The sequence below is a fragment of the Streptomyces sp. NPDC028289 genome, assembly GCF_055565975.1.
The window spans coordinates 116969-133825 of record NZ_JBVHTI010000008.1 but is presented as its reverse complement, the minus strand read 5'-3'; the positions used below and the strand labels follow the sequence as shown (position 1 = coordinate 133825).

Annotated in this window: 20 protein-coding genes; 7 read left to right on the top strand and 13 right to left on the bottom strand. The window is 72.5% G+C overall.

The features are described 5' to 3' along the window. Positions 1–29: 29 nt before the first annotated feature. The 7 genes from ACZ4UV_RS37270 to ACZ4UV_RS37240 form a co-directional block, all read right to left on the bottom strand. Positions 30–1193 (bottom strand): exonuclease SbcCD subunit D, encoded by a 1164-nt coding sequence (locus tag ACZ4UV_RS37270; protein ID WP_467844098.1) that lies wholly within the window; start codon positions 1191–1193, stop codon positions 30–32. A 214-nt stretch (positions 1194–1407) separates the two neighbouring features. Continuing rightward, complete coding sequence (locus ACZ4UV_RS37265; RefSeq protein ID WP_451016121.1) at positions 1408–2169, bottom strand: cupin domain-containing protein; 762 nt, start codon at positions 2167–2169, stop codon at positions 1408–1410. Then, positions 2163–3089, bottom strand: a complete 927-nt coding sequence (locus ACZ4UV_RS37260; RefSeq protein WP_451016120.1) for a DUF6807 domain-containing protein — start codon at positions 3087–3089, stop codon at positions 2163–2165. The genes ACZ4UV_RS37265 and ACZ4UV_RS37260 overlap by 7 nt, the downstream gene beginning before the upstream one ends. Next, positions 3086–3229: a hypothetical protein gene (locus ACZ4UV_RS37255; RefSeq protein ID WP_451016119.1), complete on the bottom strand. Its 144-nt coding sequence runs from the start codon at positions 3227–3229 to the stop codon at positions 3086–3088. The genes ACZ4UV_RS37260 and ACZ4UV_RS37255 overlap by 4 nt, the downstream gene beginning before the upstream one ends. Before the next feature lie 101 nt (positions 3230–3330). After that, positions 3331–3957, bottom strand: a complete 627-nt coding sequence (locus ACZ4UV_RS37250) for a YigZ family protein (protein WP_390047310.1) — start codon at positions 3955–3957, stop codon at positions 3331–3333. A gap of 38 nt (positions 3958–3995) precedes the next feature. Continuing rightward, complete coding sequence (locus ACZ4UV_RS37245) at positions 3996–4538, bottom strand: SixA phosphatase family protein (RefSeq protein ID WP_467844092.1); 543 nt, start codon at positions 4536–4538, stop codon at positions 3996–3998. Further along, positions 4535–5266 carry a hypothetical protein gene (locus ACZ4UV_RS37240; protein WP_451016117.1) on the bottom strand — a complete coding sequence of 244 codons (732 nt, stop codon included), beginning with the start codon at positions 5264–5266 and terminating at the stop codon, positions 4535–4537. The genes ACZ4UV_RS37245 and ACZ4UV_RS37240 overlap by 4 nt, the downstream gene beginning before the upstream one ends. Before the next feature lie 205 nt (positions 5267–5471). Between ACZ4UV_RS37240 and ACZ4UV_RS37235 the strand changes: the two genes are divergently transcribed. From ACZ4UV_RS37235 to ACZ4UV_RS37225, 3 genes are all read left to right on the top strand, one after another. After that, a complete protein-coding gene (locus ACZ4UV_RS37235) occupies positions 5472–5885 on the top strand; it encodes a CoA-binding protein (RefSeq protein ID WP_390047316.1) in 414 nt (137 codons plus the stop codon). A 231-nt stretch (positions 5886–6116) separates the two neighbouring features. Then, positions 6117–7754 (top strand): APC family permease, encoded by a 1638-nt coding sequence (locus tag ACZ4UV_RS37230; RefSeq protein WP_390047318.1) that lies wholly within the window; start codon positions 6117–6119, stop codon positions 7752–7754. A gap of 77 nt (positions 7755–7831) precedes the next feature. Then, complete coding sequence (locus tag ACZ4UV_RS37225) at positions 7832–9055, top strand: 4-hydroxybenzoate 3-monooxygenase (RefSeq protein WP_467844087.1); 1224 nt, start codon at positions 7832–7834, stop codon at positions 9053–9055. A 3-nt stretch (positions 9056–9058) separates the two neighbouring features. On the opposite strand, the gene ACZ4UV_RS37220 is transcribed toward ACZ4UV_RS37225, so the two are convergent. Continuing rightward, positions 9059–10441 carry a DHA2 family efflux MFS transporter permease subunit gene (locus tag ACZ4UV_RS37220; RefSeq protein ID WP_451016115.1) on the bottom strand — a complete coding sequence of 461 codons (1383 nt, stop codon included), beginning with the start codon at positions 10439–10441 and terminating at the stop codon, positions 9059–9061. A 72-nt stretch (positions 10442–10513) separates the two neighbouring features. On the opposite strand from ACZ4UV_RS37220, the gene ACZ4UV_RS37215 reads away from it, so the two are divergent. Beyond that, a complete protein-coding gene (locus tag ACZ4UV_RS37215) occupies positions 10514–10924 on the top strand; it encodes a MarR family transcriptional regulator (RefSeq protein ID WP_451016114.1) in 411 nt (136 codons plus the stop codon). On the opposite strand, the gene ACZ4UV_RS37210 is transcribed toward ACZ4UV_RS37215, so the two are convergent. Beyond that, complete coding sequence (locus ACZ4UV_RS37210; protein ID WP_351494594.1) at positions 10905–11270, bottom strand: ArsR/SmtB family transcription factor; 366 nt, start codon at positions 11268–11270, stop codon at positions 10905–10907. The genes ACZ4UV_RS37215 and ACZ4UV_RS37210 overlap by 20 nt on opposite strands. A gap of 63 nt (positions 11271–11333) precedes the next feature. On the opposite strand from ACZ4UV_RS37210, the gene ACZ4UV_RS37205 reads away from it, so the two are divergent. Next, the gene (locus tag ACZ4UV_RS37205; protein WP_467844081.1) at positions 11334–12497 is read left to right on the top strand and encodes a cation diffusion facilitator family transporter; all 1164 of its coding nucleotides are present in this window, start codon (positions 11334–11336) and stop codon (positions 12495–12497) included. Here the strand turns inward: ACZ4UV_RS37205 and ACZ4UV_RS37200 are convergent. Further along, positions 12494–13048: a YbaK/EbsC family protein gene (locus ACZ4UV_RS37200; protein ID WP_467844078.1), complete on the bottom strand. Its 555-nt coding sequence runs from the start codon at positions 13046–13048 to the stop codon at positions 12494–12496. The genes ACZ4UV_RS37205 and ACZ4UV_RS37200 overlap by 4 nt on opposite strands. A 31-nt stretch (positions 13049–13079) precedes the next feature. Further along, the gene (locus ACZ4UV_RS37195) at positions 13080–13652 is read right to left on the bottom strand and encodes a helix-turn-helix domain-containing protein (protein WP_351494624.1); all 573 of its coding nucleotides are present in this window, start codon (positions 13650–13652) and stop codon (positions 13080–13082) included. Positions 13653–13779: 127 nt separating this feature from the next. On the opposite strand from ACZ4UV_RS37195, the gene ACZ4UV_RS37190 reads away from it, so the two are divergent. Then, positions 13780–14637, top strand: a complete 858-nt coding sequence (locus tag ACZ4UV_RS37190; protein ID WP_451016112.1) for a DMT family transporter — start codon at positions 13780–13782, stop codon at positions 14635–14637. A 38-nt stretch (positions 14638–14675) separates the two neighbouring features. Here the strand turns inward: ACZ4UV_RS37190 and ACZ4UV_RS37185 are convergent, their stop codons facing one another. Beyond that, positions 14676–15440, bottom strand: coding sequence for an acyltransferase (locus tag ACZ4UV_RS37185; RefSeq protein WP_451016111.1), 765 nt, complete (start codon positions 15438–15440; stop codon positions 14676–14678). A 110-nt stretch (positions 15441–15550) separates the two neighbouring features. Between ACZ4UV_RS37185 and ACZ4UV_RS37180 the strand changes: the two genes are divergently transcribed. After that, a complete protein-coding gene (locus tag ACZ4UV_RS37180; protein WP_451016110.1) occupies positions 15551–16078 on the top strand; it encodes a gamma carbonic anhydrase family protein in 528 nt (175 codons plus the stop codon). Positions 16079–16144: 66 nt separating this feature from the next. On the opposite strand, the gene ACZ4UV_RS37175 is transcribed toward ACZ4UV_RS37180, so the two are convergent. Continuing rightward, positions 16145–16789 carry a DedA family protein gene (locus ACZ4UV_RS37175; RefSeq protein WP_390047334.1) on the bottom strand — a complete coding sequence of 215 codons (645 nt, stop codon included), beginning with the start codon at positions 16787–16789 and terminating at the stop codon, positions 16145–16147. Between the last annotated feature and the right edge of the window lie 68 nt (positions 16790–16857).

The window sequence follows — 16857 nt, the reverse complement described above, 5'->3', positions numbered from 1 at the left end:
CGTGCAGGGGCTCGGGTGCGGGTGTGCTGTCACCGGGCCACCTCGCGTACCGCGCCGTCCGCGCGCACCGCGTCGAACGCCTCACCCAGGACGGCCAGTTCGCGTTCGTCGGGGCCCGCGCCGCGCACGTGGGCGACGAAGTCCTCGGCGATCTGCCGGTCGGTGCGGCCGGCCAGGCGGCGGGCGTAGGAGACGTCGGGGTCGTCCGGGGCGCGGTCCGGGTCGAAGACCAGGCTGAGGGTGTGCGGGAAGCGGTCGGTGAGACGGGCCATGGGGTCGGCGGGGCGGACCGGGTCGGTGAGGGTGGCCTCGACCCAGGCGTCCTCGTGGGCGGTGAGGGCGGGGTCGGCGAGGAGGTCCTCCAGGGCGCCGCGGATGCGGGCCAGCGGGCGCGGGACCGGGCAGTCGAGGCGCTCGGCGGTGACCGTGCCGTCGGCGGCGAGGTCGACGAGCCACATGCTCTTGCGGTGGCCGGCCTCGGAGAAGGAGTACGCCAGCGGGGAGCCCGAGTAGCGGACGCGTCCGGTGAGGGTCTGGCAGCCGTGCAGGTGGCCGAGGGCCACGTAGTCGACGCCGTCGAAGACGCCGGCCGGGACGGCGGCCACACCGCCCACCGTGATGTCCCGTTCGCTGTCGCTTGGCTCGCCGCCGGTGACGAAGGCGTGCGCGAGGACGACGGAGCGGGTGCCGGGCGGGCGGGCGGCGAGGTCGGCGCGGACCCGGTCCATGGCGGCGGCCAGCACCGTCTCGTGTCCGGCCCGCTCGACCGCGAACTCGTCCTTCACCAGGGCGGGTTCGAGATACGGCAGGCCGTAGAACGCGACGTCCCCGAAGGCGTCGGCGAGCACCACCGGGGTGCCGCAGGCCGACGGCTCGGTGCGCAGGTGGATCCCGGCCCGGTCGATGAGACCGGCGCCGACACCGAGGCGGCGGGCGGAGTCGTGGTTGCCGGAGATCATCACCGTGGGCACGCCGAGGCCGGCGAGCCGGTGCAGAGCGTCGTCGAACAGCTCGACCGCGGCGAGCGGCGGCACCGCGCGGTCGTAGACGTCTCCCGCCACCACCACGGCGTCGACGGCGTGCTCGCGCACGGTCGCGACGAGGTGGCCGATGAACTCGGACTGGGCGCCCAGCATGTTGACGCGGTGAAACGCTCGGCCCAGATGCCAGTCGGAAGTGTGCAGGATTCTCATGAAACCACCCCGACCCGCACCCTTACCCCTATTGCACCTGTGTGACCCGTATGAACCAGCACGGGGACTCCCCGGCAACGCCAGCCACGCTAACGCATATCACCCCCTGACCCACCACACACCTCACATTCCCTGACCTTCCGAGGGCATCGGCCGGTCGTCGGCGTCCCGCGTGCCACAGCCCGACGGCCGTGAGCGCCGGGGGGAACCTCTGCTATTCGCCGCCGTACGGAAGCGTCGTCCCCGGCAGGTTGTACTCGTCACGGCGTCCGCACATCCCGAAGCCGCCGAGCCGGGTGGGTGCGGTCTCGTACGCGGTCGCCTCGCCGAGGTAGGACGGCGCACCGGCCAGCAGCGCGTCCAGCTGGGCGCCCGTGCGCTCGGCGGCGGCCAGCGCACCGGCCCGCCACAGCTCGCGCCAGCGCGGCACCTTCTCGCGCACCAGCCGGGCGGCGGCCCGCTGGAACTCCGCGTACGGGCCGTCGTCCCCGGCGACCAGCGCCTCGCGCAGACCGAGGTAGCCCTCGACGGCGAGGTCCCGGCGCCTGCGGGCGGCCTGCTCCGCCTCGGCTCCCGTGCCCGGCGGCAACGTCGCCACGGCCGCGTACCGTTCGGGATCGGCGAGCACCTCGGGCGGGAAGGTGAAGACGGCGTCCCCGGCCTCCGGCAGTCCGCTGTTCTGCATCAGCACGATGATGCGCAGGTCACCGCCCTGCACCATGCGGTGCACGGTGCCCGGGGTGAACCAGGCGACGGATCCGGCCTCCAGCGGGATGTCCCGGTAGCCGTCCGGGCTGAGCGTCTGCACGGCGCCCCGGCCGCCCGTGACGACGTATGCCTCCGTGCACACCAGGTGCAGATGCGGGCTGCCGCCGCAGACGCCGTCGGCGGCCTCCCAGTCGTAGGCGCTCAGGTGGGAAAGTCCGACGGCACCGGGCAGCGGGTGCGGGAGCGTCGGCTCGGGTTCGTTCACCACGGCAGGCCCGCCAGGTGTGCGGCGACGCGGTCGGCGTCCCAGGCGCCGTCGGCGAAGACGATCCGGTAGCGGTAGGCGAAGGACTCCCCCGGCGGCAGGGCGAACTCCTCGAAGAACGCCCAGGAGAACGCGGCCGTGGGGATCGGTTCCGCGCGCACGAACCAGTGCGACTCGTGGATCGCCGTCCGGGCGTCGAGGTTCTCGGGCGCGTGGGCGAAGACGATGGTGGAGTGCCCGTCCGCCTCGTCGTGCTCGGCGGTGTAGGCGAGCCAGGGGCCCTGGGTGCCCATCAGCTTCTCGGCGCCGGTGACGGAGTCCGGGCCGAACGCGGTGCCGCCGGTGAAGTCACGGGGGCCGCGCCACTGGAGCCCGGTGTACCCGGCCGCCTCGCGGCCTTCGGTGGTGGGGGAACCGAAGGTCAGGGGCTCGTCGCGGACGTTGGTGAGGTGGATGGTCCAGTCGAGCGCCCAGGCGCCGGCCTGCTCGTCGACGGAGTGGACGGTGAGCCCGCGCGCCTCCCGCGCCCACTCGGCGCCGCCGTTCTCCACCCAGGTCAGCCGCTCGGTGCAGGCGAACCGGTCGTCCGCGACGGCGAACTCGGTGAAGCCGTCGTGCCGCATCGAGCCGACCCGCTCGGGCAGCGCCTGGTAACCCTGCCCGCGGACATAGGAGTTGCCTCCCCAGAAGTTCTGCCCGGACAGATGACTGGCCGTCATCTGGAGGCCCTTGTGCCAGCGGTGGTCGCTCGGCCGGTAGCCGGTGACGGTGCGGCCCGCGAGGGTGCGCACCGGGTGGGCGTACGGCTTGCGCGCCTCGTACGCCTCGGGGTCGGGGCGGTAGACGTACCGCAGGATCTCGGTGCCGTCGGCTGCCGCGACCGCGACGTGCTCGCCGTGGACGTGGCTGACGCGGATGCTCATGCGCGCTCCTCGGTGGGGGCCCAGTGGGGGTGCTCGCCGTGCATGGCTGCGGAGCAGAGGTCGCCGGGGCCGGTCTCGCCCGCGTGCACGGGGCGGCCCGTGATCACGTGGTCGGACGGGCGGTCGAGCCGTGGGGGCATGCGGTCCTCCTGGAGGTGACGGAGGCCAAGACGCGGAGAAAGCGCTTGCCCTCGCAGGGACCCTAGATCCGGAGGAATGTCAGGACAACCCCCCGCGCGGGTCACGCATCCCCGTACGCCTCCCCGCCCAGTTCGAGGGTGGCCGTGCCCGCCGTAGCGTCGGCGAGCCAGGCGCGGAAGGTGTCCACCTCGGCGTCCGGCAGGCCGATCTCGATGGTGACGGCCTCGCCGTAGCGGACGTCGCGGACCTCCCGGCCGGTGGCGCGCAGGTCGTTCTGGACCTTGCCGGCCCGCTGGTGGTCGACGGTCACCGTGGCCAGCCGGAAGCGGCGGCGGGTGAGCGTGCCGAGGGTGTCGAGGGCTTCGCCGACCGCGCCGCCGTAGGCGCGGATGAGGCCGCCGGCGCCGAGCTTGACGCCACCGTAGTAGCGGGTGACGACGGCGACGACGTACCGCATGTCGCGGCGCAGCAGCATCTGGAGCATGGGGACGCCCGCGGTGCCGCCCGGCTCGCCGTCGTCACTGGCCTTCTGGGTGGCGGCGTCGGCGCCGATGACGTAGGCCCAGCAGTTGTGGGTGGCGTCGGCGTGCTCCTTGCGGACCGCGGCGACGAATTCCTGGGCCTCCCGCTCGGTGGCCGCCGGGGCGAGGGCGCACAGGAAGCGGGAGCGGTTGACCTCGGTCTCGTGCGTGCCCGCGCGGGCAACTGTGCGGTACTCGTCCTGCATCCGCCCAGCCTATGCGGACACGCGTACCGCCCCTTCCCCTACTCCTTGCGCCCGCGGGCCACCGTCACCTCCGTCAGCAGGGCCGTTCCCGGGGCGAGGGCCGCCCACGTCGTGCCGTGCCACGCCAGCACGGCGATCGCGGACGTCGGGAACTTCTCGCGCACCTGCTCCAGGGTGTCGTCGAGGCCGTCGCCCGCGAGGTCGAGGACGAGTTCCTCCAGGCCGGGGTTGTGCCCCACCAGCAGCAGCGTCTCCACCTCGGCGGGCACCTCGTGCACGACCGCGAGCAGGTCGGGCACGTCGGCGGCGTACACCCGCCCGTCGTAGCGGACCGGCGGCGGTGTGCCCCACTGGCCGGAGGCCAGCTCCCAGGTCTGCCGGGCGCGTACCGCGGTGGAGCACACCGCGAGGTCGGGCAGGGAGTCGGACTCGGCGAGGGCACGCCCGGCGGCGGGGGCGTCGCGGCGGCCGCGGTCCGCGAGCGGGCGCAGGCGGTCCGGGACGCCCTCGGGCCAGGCCGACTTGGCATGCCGCAGCACGACCAGGCGGCGCAGCGGGCCCGCGCCCGCCCGGGTGATCACGCCGCCCGCCCGAGGTCACGGGTGAGGTCGAGGGCGAGCAGCCGGTCGGCGTAGGCGCAGGTCTCGAAGCGGGCCCCGTCCGGGATCTCGGGCTGGCACTCCATCCAGCGCAGCACGCCGAGCACCCCGGGCACGTCGAGGTCGTCCTCCCAGGCGTCCCGAAGCCGTCCCCGGACCTTCTCGGGCACCGGCCGCGAGGGGCTGCGCGCCCAGTGCGCCACCGATTGCCGCAGCCTGCCGAGCCGCCGCCCGGCCGCGTCGAGGGCGCCGGCGCCGAGGTGGACGGCCGTGCCGCGCGGGGCGTCGAGGAGGGCGAGCCGCAGTGCGGCGGGGTCGTCGAGCGTGTTGAGGACACCGGCCTCAGGGCCGCCTGCGGAGGCGACGGCGACGGTCACGCCGGACCCGGGCACGGTGCCGCCCGTGGCCGTCACGTGGACGACCTGGGCCTCGCCCAGTCCCGGCGACAGGTCGCGGCCGTCCTCGAAGGGGCGGATACCGAGGGTGGTGGCGGCGGCGTGCAACTCGGCCTGGTGGTGGTCGGCGGTGAGCAGGGGCAGGACCGGGGTGCCGCCGAGTTCCAGCGCGCGCAGGAGGAGGTCGGTGGTGAGCAGGACCCGCAGCGCCGTCAGGTCGTACCCGGAGGCGTGTGCCTCCACTCGGGTCAGGGCACGGCGGGCGGAGACGGCGGGGACGGTCTCACCGGACTTGGCGTCGAGGATGCGCAGCACGGGCTGAGCGTAGGCGGGCGGCGGGCCGCACGCAGGCACCTTGCGACGATTCAGGTCACCGTGGCGGGACATGCGGGACATGCGACACCCCCTGCCGCGCGGACTGTCCCGACGGTACTGCGGGGACCCGCTGCGGGCCAGGGAATCAGGGTCCGGCGGCCGCTGTTGGCCACGGCGAATGTTCCCCGAGCCGAGGAGGCCGACGGTGTACGGCGACGAAGCGACGATCCGCAGGATTCTGACCGGGACGGGTGACACCTGGGCGGTGGTCGGTCTGTCATCCAACCGGGGACGGGCGGCGTACGGGGTGGCCCAGGTGCTGCAGCGGTTCGGCAAGCGGATCGTGCCGGTCCACCCCAAGGCGGAGACGGTGCACGGCGAGCAGGGCTACGCGTCCCTCTCGGAGATCCCCTTCGAGGTCGACGTCGTCGACGTCTTCGTCAACAGCGAGCTGGCCGGTGCCGTCGCGGACGAGGCGCTGGCGAAGGGCGCGAAGGCGGTCTGGTTCCAGCTCGGGGTGGTCGACGAGGCGGCGTACGAGCGGGTACGGGCCGCGGGTCTGGACATGGTCATGGACCACTGCCCGGCCATCGAAATACCTCGCCTGGGCCAGAACTGAACCGGATTTGAGGAAGATCTGAGCTTGGGCCTGTCTTACCCTCTTCTCACTGAGCACAACTGAATACGGACATTCCGTGACCCTCACTGACCTGTGCAAAAGCTTTGGCCAAGACAGGAAAGATCGAGGGTCAAATCTTTGGCAACACTCTTCTGTCCGCACGGAACGGACCCTTACGTTGTGGCCTCTTGCTCGTTAAATCTGCGTTCAGAAACTGAGAGGCCACTTGACATGGTGAGTGTCGAGAAAGCCGCCACGGAGGACATCACACCTTCGGGCGGTCTGAGGCGGGACGTCGGCCTGATCGGCCTGATGTGGGCCTCTGTGGGCTCGATCATCGGCTCCGGATGGCTGTACGGCGCCGAGAAGGCGGTCGGCGTGGCCGGCCCCGCGGCGATCATCTCGTGGGTGATCGGCGCGATCGCGATCGTGCTCCTGGCACTGGTGCACGCCGAGCTCGGCGGCATGTTCCCGGTGGCGGGCGGCACGGCCCGCTACCCGCACTACGCGTTCGGCGGCCTGGCCGGCATGTCCTTCGGCTGGTTCTCCTGGCTGCAGGCCGCGACCGTGGCCCCGATCGAGGTCGAAGCCATGATCGGCTACGCCGGTCACTGGAAGTGGGCCCAGCACCTCCAGCACGCCGACGGCACCCTGACCGCGAGCGGCCTGCTGGCGGCGGTCGTGCTCATGGCCCTGTTCGTCGGCGTCAACTTCTTCGGCGTCCGGGTGCTCGCGCACACCAACAGCGCCGCGACCTGGTGGAAGATCGCCGTGCCACTGGCCGCGATCTTCATCATCGCGATCGGCAACTTCCACCCGGGCAACTTCCACTCGGAGGGCTTCGCGCCCTTCGGCGCCAAGGGTGTCCTGACCGCGATCAGCACCAGCGGCATCATCTTCGCGCTGCTCGGCTTCGAGCAGGCCATCCAGTTGGCCGGCGAGAGCCGCAACCCGAAGAAGGACCTGCCCCGCGCCACGCTCGGCTCGGTCGCGATCGGTGCCGTGATCTACGTCCTGCTCCAGGTCGTGTTCATCGCCGCGCTGCCGCACAGCACCTTCGCGCACGGCTGGGGCCACCTCGCGTACGCGGGCATCAGCGGCCCGTGGGCCGGCCTCGCCACCCTGGTGGGCCTCGGCTGGCTGGCCTGGGTCCTCTATCTGGACGCGATCATCTCCCCCGGCGGCACCGGCCTCATCTACACCACCGCCACCTCCCGCGTCTCCTACGGCCTGGCGAAGAACGGCTACGCGCCGAAGCTCTTCACCCGGACCGACTCCCGCGGTGTGCCGTGGTTCGGCCTCATCATGTCCTTCGTGACCGGTGTGATCTGCTTCCTGCCGTTCCCGAGCTGGCAGCAGCTGGTCGGCTTCATCACCTCGGCGAGCGTGCTGATGTACGCCGGTGCCCCGCTGGCGTACGGCGTCTTCACCGACAAGCTGCCGCAGCGCGAGCGCCCGTACCGGCTGCCGTTCGGCAAGCTGATCTCCCCGCTGTCGTTCGTGGTCGCCAACCTGATCATCTACTGGTCCGGCTGGGACATCCTGTGGCGGCTCGGCCTCGCGATCATCCTCGGCTACCTGCTGCTCGGCGGCTACGCCTTCTACGCCCACAGCAGGAACCTGCCGGACGCGCCCCGGCTGGACTTCCGGGCCGCGCAGTGGCTGCCGGTCTACCTGATCGGCATGGGCCTGATCTCCTGGCAGGGCAGCTTCGGCGGCCAGAACAACATCGCGCTGTGGTGGGACATCCTGGTCATCGCCGCCTTCTCGATCGGCATCTACTACTGGGCCAAGGCGACCGCCTCCACGGCCGAGGACATCGAGCGCAGCATCGACGAGGTCGTGGTCACGGACGCCCCCGCGCACTGACCCCCCTCCTCGCCTATGTCCCGTCAGCCACGGCGGCAGCACTGCCGTGGCTGACGGGACACCGTCATAATGCGGGGGTGACTCACCCCTCCCCCCACCACAACTCCCCCTCCGAAGAACGCCGTACGGTCGTCGTCGTGGGCGCCGGGCCCGCCGGGCTGACCGTCGGGAACATCCTGCGGGCCGCCGACGTCGACTGCGTGGTCCTGGAGACCGGGAGCAGACAGTTCATCGAGACCCGGCCGCGGGCCGGGGTCATCGAGGAATGGGCGGTGCACGGGCTCCGGCAACGCGGCCTGGGCGACGGCCTGGCGGCCCGGGCGCAGGTGCACAGCGAGTGCGAGTTCCGGTTCGGCGGCGACCGGTTCCGGTTCGACTACGGCGAACTGACGGACCACCATCACTACGTCTATCCGCAGCCGCTGCTGGTGACGGACCTGGTCCGGGAGTACGCCGACGTGCGCGGCGGGGACATCAGGTTCGGGGTGCGCGACGTCGCGCCGCACGACCTGGAGTCGGACCGGCCCGCCGTGTCGTACCTCGACCCGGCGACCGGCGAACGGCACCTTCTGCGCTGCGAGTTCGTGGCGGGCTGCGACGGGGCGCGCGGGGTGACCCGGGACGCGATACCGCAGGGGCGGGTGCGGGTCGCCCGGCAGGACTACGGCATAGCCTGGCTGGCGCTGCTCGCCGAGGCGCCGCCGTCCTCGGACTGCGTGGTGTTCGGCGTCCATCCGAACGGTTTCGCCGGGCACATGGCGCGCAGCCCCGAGGTCACCCGCTACTACCTGCAGTGCCCGCCGGGCGACGATCCGGAGAACTGGTCGCACGACCGGGTCTGGGACGAACTGCGCGAACGGCTCGGGGCGGCCGGGGCGCCGCCGCTCACCGAGGGGCCGCTGATCGAGAAGCGTGTGCTGGACATGCACGACTACGTGGTGGAACCGATGGCGTTCGGCCGCCTCTTCCTGGCCGGTGACGCCGGGCACCTCACCGCGCCGATCGCCGCCAAGGGCATGAACCTCGCCCTGCACGACGCCTTCCTGCTGGGCGACGCGCTCGCCGCACAGGTCACCAAGGGCGACGACAGTGGTCTGGAGGGCTACTCCCACGCCTGCCTGCGCCGGGTCTGGGACTACCAGGAGTTCTCGCAGTTCCTGTCCGGCATCTACCACGGCACGGCCTCCGGCGATCCGTTCCTCGCGGGCACCAGCCTGGCCCGGCTGCGCAGGCTGTTCACCTCGCGTGCGGCGGCGACGGCCTTCGCCGAGCAGTACCTCGGTTCGGCAGCCTCCTTCTGAGCACTACGCGGGGACGGCCGCCGGGTTCCCGGTGCGGGTCGTGAACAGCGCCGTACCGGCGAGGGCGAGCAGGACGACCGCGAGGGCCATGGCCAGGTGGACGCCGGCCAGGGGCGTGGCCCCCGCGGCCATCAGGGCGGTGGCGGCGGCCGAGCCCAGGACCGAACCGAGCTGCCGGGCCGTGTTGTTGACCCCGGAGGCGGCTCCGGCCAGCGGCGCGGGCACGTGCCGCATCGCCTCGGTGGAGAGCGGGGCGATCATGCAGCCGGTGCCGAGCCCCATGAACATCAGCGGCACGGCGAAGACCACTGCGGTGGCCGAGCCCTGCGCGAGCAGGATCACCGCGGACAGCCCCGCGCAGAAGGACACCAGTCCGGCGAGCAGCACCCGGCGGCCGCCGATCCGGTCGCTGAGGCGTCCGGCGAACGGGGAGACGAGGAGGGAGACCAGCGGGGAGGGCGCCAGGGCGAGCCCGGCGTGCACCGCGCTGAGGCCGAGCTGCTGCTGGAAGTAGAGGCCGAGCGGCAGCACGGCGGCGATCAGGGCGGCGCCGATCGCGCCGACCAGCGCGGTCATCACGGTGAAGCCGCGGTCGGCGAAGAGCCGGAAGGGCACCAGCGGTTCGGCCCCCTGACGGCGCGCCTGCTGGCGCAGGAACAGCGCGGCGAGGGCGAGGCCGGCGGCGCCGAGCGCGAGGATCCCGGCATTCCAGGAGTACCGGTCGCCTTCCATCAGGGCGAAGGTCACGCAGGTCAGCGCGGCGGTGGAGAGCAGGGCACCGGGCAGGTCGAGCCGGTGGGTGCGGCCGGTGCGCAGGTCGGGCACGAGGAGGAAGGTCAGGGCGAGGACCAGCAGGCCGATCGGGACGTTGACGAAGAAGACCCAGCGCCAGCCGACGGTGCTGACCAGCAGCCCGCCGAGCGTCGGCCCGGACAGCGTCGCCACCCCGGCGACCGAGCCCCAGACGCCGAGCGCGGTGCCGCGCCGCCCGGCCGGGAACACGGCCATGACCAGCGCCATGGTCTGCGGGGTGAGCAGCGCCGCCCCCAGCCCCTGCACGAGCCGGGCGACGACGAGGACGCCGGCCCCGCCGGCGAGCCCGCACACCGCGCTGGCCGCCGTGAACACCGCGACCCCGGCCGCGAACAGCGTCCGCTGCCCCCGCATGTCACCGAGCCGTGCGGCCGTCACCAGCAGGGCGGCCAGCACGAGCGTGTAACCGCTGACGGTCCACATCACCTGGTCGAGCCCGGCGTGCAGGTCGCTCATCACGTTCGGTAACGCGATGTTGACGATCGTCATGTCGAGCAGGGTCATGAAGAACCCGAGGGACAGGGTGGCCAGCACGGCCCAGGGGTTGCCGCGGAGCTTCGTCGTCTTCAGCATGGGCAGAAGCATATCCATCAGATGGAGATGCATCAAGATAAGATGCATCCGCCCCGGATGTATCCTGGCGGCGTGAACGTCACCGACCTCTACCTGCTGGGCCACCGCCTCCAGAAGCTCGCAGAGTCCGCCGTCCCCACCGACGGCATCGGCGAACACCCCACCAGCACGGGCACGGTGCTGATCGTCGCCGCCGACCTGCGGGACCACCCCCGGACCACGGTCACCGAGATCGCCAAGCGCACCGGCCTGGCCCAGAGCCAGGTCTCCAACTGCGTGGCCCGGCTGCGCAGCGCCGAGGCGGTCACGACAGAACCCGACCCGCGCGACGGCCGGCGTACGCTGCTGAGCCCGGCCGCCGAGCCGTCCGCCCGCGTGAAGGCGGTACAGGAAGCGCCCGTCGGCCCGGCACTGGCGGCCGCGACCAGCGATCCGGAGACCGTGCTCGCCCTGCTGGAGAAGCTCAACCGTCTGGTGCGGTAGCGGTCTCGGTCAGGCGGTGGTCCGCCACCTTCAGCGCCTCCTCGACCAGCCGCCGCAGATGACCGTGGCGCAACGAGTACACCACCCGCCGCCCCTCCTTGCGCGTGCCCACCAGACCGGCGAGCCGCAGCCGGGCCAGATGCTGACTGACGGCGGGACGGGCGGCGCCGCAGACCTCGGTGAGCGTGCTGACATCGGCCTCTCCGGCGGTCAGGGCGTGCAGCAGGGTGAGCCGGGTGCGGTCGCCGAGCAGCGCGAGGAGTTCGGCGGCCAGTGCGAACTGCTCCTCGCCCGGGGTGCGCGGGTGCGCATGATGCGCAGGTGATAGGTGCAAGCGTGCGCTCATACGCACATAATGGCGTCGTGGACGTCCCGTGTCCACGTCCCGCGCACCGGAGAGGGGAGCCGCATGAGCGACCGGCACCATCACGAGCACGCACACGCACACGCGGACGAGCGCCACCACCCCCACGACCACGCGCACGGCCGGCACGGCGAACCCGCCCACAGCCATGACCACGACCGCGGCCACGACCACGGCCACCAGCACGGCCACTCCCACTCCCGCCGCTCCCCTTCCGGCGGCCTCCGGCACCGCCTCACCCATCTCCTTACGCCGCACTCCCACGAGACGGCCGACAAACTCGACCCCGCATTGGAGTCCTCGGCGCGTGGCATGCGCGCGCTCTGGGTCTCGCTGGCCGTGCTCGGCGCGACCGCGCTCGCGCAGGCGGTCGTCGTGGTCCTGTCCGGCTCCGTCGCCCTGCTCGGGGACACGGTGCACAACGCGGCGGACGCGCTGACCGCCGTACCGCTGGGCATCGCCTTCGTGCTCGGGCGCCGGGCGGCGAACCGCCGCTTCACCTACGGCTACGGACGGGCCGAGGACCTCGCGGGGATCGCGATCGTGCTGACGATCACCGGGTCGGCCGTTTTCGCCGCGTGGACGGCCGTCGAACGGCTGCTGGATCCGCGTCCGGTCACGCACCTGACGGCCGTCGCGGTGGCCGCCCTCGTCGGGTTCGCCGGGAACGAGTGGGTGGCCCGGTACCGGATCCGGGTGGGCCGGGAGATCGGCTCGGCCGCGCTGGTGGCCGACGGGCTGCACGCCCGAACCGACGGCTTCACCTCACTGGCCGTGCTGCTGGGGGCAGGCGGCGCCGCCCTCGGCTGGCAACTCGCCGATCCGCTGGTGGGGTTGGCGATCACCGCGGCGATCGCGCTGGTCTTGCGGGACGCGGCGCGCGAGGTGTTCCGGCGTGTGATGGACGCGGTGGACCCGGAGCTGACCGACCGGGCCGAGCGGGCGCTGCGGGAGGTGCCCGGGGTGCGGGCGGTGGGTGAGCTGCGGCTGCGGTGGATCGGGCACCGGCTGCGCGCCGAGGTGGCCGTCGTGGTCGACGGCGAGGCGACGGTACGCCAGGCGCACGCGATCGCCGTCGCGGCGGAACACGCGCTGCTGCACGCCGTACCGCGGCTGACGGCGGCCCTGGTGCACGCGGATCCGGCACCGGCGCCGGGCCAGGCGGACCCTCACCTGGCGCTGGCGCACCACGCGCACGCCGCCTCCTAGACGCCCAGCCCCGCCAGCACCACCGCACCCGGCAGCTCTGCGAACGCCTTGCCGGGGACGAGGAGTTTGCCGCGCCGGCGTCCGCTGCCGACCAGGACATAGGGCAGGTCGACCACGGCCGGGTCCACCAGCAGAGGCCAGTCGCGCGGGAGTCCGATCGGGGTGATACCGCCGTACTCCATGCCGGTCGCGCCGGTCGCGGTGTCCGTCGAGGCGAACGAAGCCTTGCGGGCGCCGAGTTGGCGGCGCACCACGCCGTTGACGTCCACCTTGGTCGTGGACAGCACCAGACAGGCCGCCAGCGTGGTCTCGCCGCCGCGCCTGCCCGCCACCACCACACAGTTGGCCGACGTGCCCAGCAGATCGCGCCCGTAGTGCTCGACGAAGACCGCGGTGTCCGCCCACTGCGGGTCGGTCTCGACGTAGACGATCTGGTCGGCGGGCACGGCACCGGTCCAGTGGCGTACGGCGTCGGCGACCGGCGCGGTCAGCTCGTCGAGGCAGTCGGGGGCGGGGACGGCGGTGTCGAAGTCTCCGATGGGTGCGCGCATGTCCGCACGCTAACAGCCCGGCCCGCCGGGCTCAGGGCACGGGCGGCACCGAGACCGTCATCACCATCTCCATCGGCACGTCCCCGGTGTTGCCGTACACATGGGCCGTGTTGGCCTCGAAGGAGGCGCTGGCGCCGGTCGGTACGCGGTAGTCGACCCCGTCGACGGTGAGGGTCAGTTCACCGGCGGTGACATGGACGATCTCCACCGTGCCGGACGGATGCGGCTCCGACGGGCTGCTCTCGCCGGGCATCAGACGCCAGTCCCACATCTCCAGCGGGCCGGGCGCCTCGGTCCCGGCGAGCAGCCGGTTGAAGCTGCCGGCCTCGGTGTGCCACAGCCGAACGGCCTTCTCGACGGGGACGATCTGGACCTTCGGGCCCTGCTCGTAGTCGAGCAGCGTGGTGATGCTGATGCCGAGCGCGTCGCCGATCTTGACGACGGTGCCGATGCTCGGGTTGGTGCGGGCCTGCTCGATCTGGATGAGCATGCCCCGGCTGACCCCGGCCCGGGCCGCGAGCACGTCCAGGGTGAAGCCGCGCACCGCCCGCCAGTGCTTCACGTTGCGGGCCAGGGACTGGGTCAGCAGGTCGAGGTCCGACACGTTCCGTCCGTCGTCGAGAGCATGGGGGTGGGCATGATGGTCCAATATTTTGAATGACGCAGTTCATCTGACAGAACTACGATGGGGTGTACCTGATCGTTCACCGAACTGTACTGCGAGGCGGGCCGTGACAGCATTCTTCGCCCTGACCACCAGTCTCCTGTGGGGGCTGGCCGACTTCGGCGGCGGGCTGCTCACGCGACGCGCCCCGGCGCTCACGGTGGTCGTCGTGTCACAGGGCCTGGCTGCGGTCGTCCTGGGTGTGATCGTGGTCGCCACGGGCGGCTGGAGCGAGGCCGGGCCCCGGCTCTGGTTCGCGTTCGCGGCCGGCCTGGTCGGACCCGTCGCGCTCTTCTCCTTCTACGAGGCCCTCGCCCTCGGCCCGATGGGAGTGGTCTCCCCGCTGGCCACCCTGAGCGTCGCCGTCCCGGTCGGGGTCGGGCTGTTCCTCGGCGAGCGGCCGGGGCTGCTCCAGGTCGCGGGCATCGCGGTCGCCGTCACCGGGGTCGTCCTGGCCGGCGGTCCGCAGCTGCGCGGCGCGCCCGTGCAGCGCCGGACGATCCTGCTCACCCTTGTCGCCGCCGGTGGCTTCGGCACGGTCTTCGCGCTGATCACGGAGGCGTCCACCACGGTCACCGGCCTCTTCCTGGCCCTCTTCGTACAGCGGGTGACCAGCGTCGCGACGGGCGGCGCCGCCCTGTGGCTGTCCCTGCGGCGGGGCGCACCCGCGCTGCCGGAGGGCGGCTTCGCCTGGTCCACGCTCCCGGCGCTGGGCTTCGTCGGACTCGCGGACGTCGCGGCCAACGGCACGTACTCGGTCGCCGCCCAGCACGGCCCGGTCACCGTCGCCGCGGTGCTCGCCTCGCTCTACCCGGTGGTCACCGCGCTCGCGGCCCGCGGCTTCCTCAGCGAACGGCTGCGCGCGATCCAGGCGGCGGGCGCCGGGCTGGCACTGGTGGGGACGCTGCTGCTGGCCACCGGCTGAACCGGCGGCCGGCACCCCGGCCGGGCGCCGGGCGCCGTTCAGCTCTCGGGCTCCAGCTCGGCGAGCCGCGCCACGTCCTCCTCGTCCAGCCCCGCCAGCGCGCGCAGCTGCTCCGGCGTGGTGCCCGCCGGGATCGGCACCGGCGCGGGTGTGCGCAGCGGCGGCTGCCAGCCGGTCTCGGGCGTCCAGCGGCGTACGACCCGGGCGGGCGCGCCGGCCACCACGGCGTGGTCGGGCACCGTGCCCCGGACCACCGCACCGGCGGCCACCACCACGTTCCGGCCGATCCGCGCGCCCGGCAGGATCACCGCACCGGTGCCGATCCAGCAGCCCGGACCGATCTCCACAGGCTCCATGCGGGGCCACTGGCGGCCGATGGGCTCGTGCGGGTCGTCGTAGGAGTGGTTGGTGGAGGTGACGTAGACGTACGGGCCGAAGTAGCAGTCGCTGCCGATGGTGACCGTCGTGTCCGCGATGACGTGACTGCCGCGGCCGAGGACGACGCCGTCGCCGATGCGGAGGATCGGGTCGGGGCCGAGGTCGAGGTCGGGCATCAGGCCGGCGGTGAGGGTGACCTGTTCGCCGACGATGCAGTGCGAACCGAGGTGGATCCACGGTTCGCCGAAGACCGTGCCGAGCGGAAAGGCGAGGCGGGTGGCTTCGCCGAGGGCGCCGAACCGGAAGCGGCCCGGGTGGTCGGCGCTGACGGATCCCGTGCGCTGCACCCAGGCCCAGGCCGCGTGCACTGCGCGTTGGGCGAGGCGACGGCGCCAGGACGAGAACGTGTTCTTGGTCTTCGGCACGCAGTCACGCTACTCAGCGGGCGCCGACTTATAGAGGGCGGGCTGCTGTGATCTTCGCCCCAGGTGGTGGGCTAGGTTGCCGAGGACGTCGATGACGATGGGAGACGGTGATGACGCAGCGGGCGCTGATCGTGGGGATCGGGGGGCGCGAGCCGAGGATCGAGGCCGACGTGTTCGTGGCGCCGACCGCCTCGGTGATCGGGGACGTGACGCTCGAGGCCGGGGCGAGTGTCTGGTACGGGGCGGTGGTGCGGGGGGACGTGGAGAAGATCACCGTGGGGGCGCGGGCGAACGTCCAGGACAATGTGACCTTGCACGCGGACCCGGGGTTTCCGGTGCGTGTCGGGGAGCGGGTGTCGATCGGACACAACGCGGTCGTCCATGGGGCGACCGTGGAGGACGACTGCCTGATCGGGATGGGGGCGACCGTGCTGAACGGGGCCGTGATCGGGGCGGGGTCGCTGGTCGCGGCACAGGCTCTGGTGCCGCAGGGGATGGTGGTGCCGCCTGGGTCGTTGGTGGCGGGGGTGCCCGCGAAGGTGCGGCGCGAGCTGACTGCGGAGGAGCGGGAGGGGGTGACCCTCAACGGGACCTTCTATGCGGAGTTGGCTGTGGCGCATCGCGGGGTGCATGAGTAGGTGGTTCGGCGGGTGCGGGTGGGCGGGGGCTGGTCGCGCAGTTCCCCGCGCCCCTGTCGGGGCGCTTCAGTCGCCGGCGCTCACAGGTTCGGCTTCCTTCTCAGTGGCCTGGACCTTCTTTGCCCGGCGCTGCACGATCAGCATCGATGCCAGGCCGAAGAGGACCGCCGCTGCCAGGCCCACGTACGAGAACCTCTTCAGCCAGTCCTCCGCGACGATGCCGACGTAGTAGACGACCGCCGTCGTGCCGCCCGCCCAGCAGATGCCGCCGAGGAGGTTGGCGGTGAGGAACTTCCAGTACGGCATCTGCAGGACGCCGGCCAGGGGGCCCGCGAAGATGCGGAGGAGGGCGATGAAGCGGCCGACGAAGACGGCCCACATGCCCCACTTCTCGAAGGAGCGCTCGGCGGTGGCGACATGGCCCTCGCTGAAGTGTCTCGGGAACTTCTTCCCCAGCCAGGCCAGCAGCGGGCGGCCGCCCTTGCGGCCGATCGCGTAGCCGATGGAGTCGCCGATCACCGCGCCCGCGGTCGCGCAGGCGCCGAGGACGAACGGGTTGACGCCGGAGTGCTGGGAGGAGAGCAGTGCGGCGGAGACCAGGACGATCTCGCCGGGCAGCGGGATGCCCAGGCTCTCCAGTCCGATCACCAGCGCCACCATGGCGTAGACGGCGACCGCAGGCACCGAGTCGAGCCATTCCTGGACGTGCACCGCCGGATCCTCCCCTGTCGCGTGCTCCTTCCCCAGGAAGGCTACCGGGTCGGCCGGGTACCACCGTG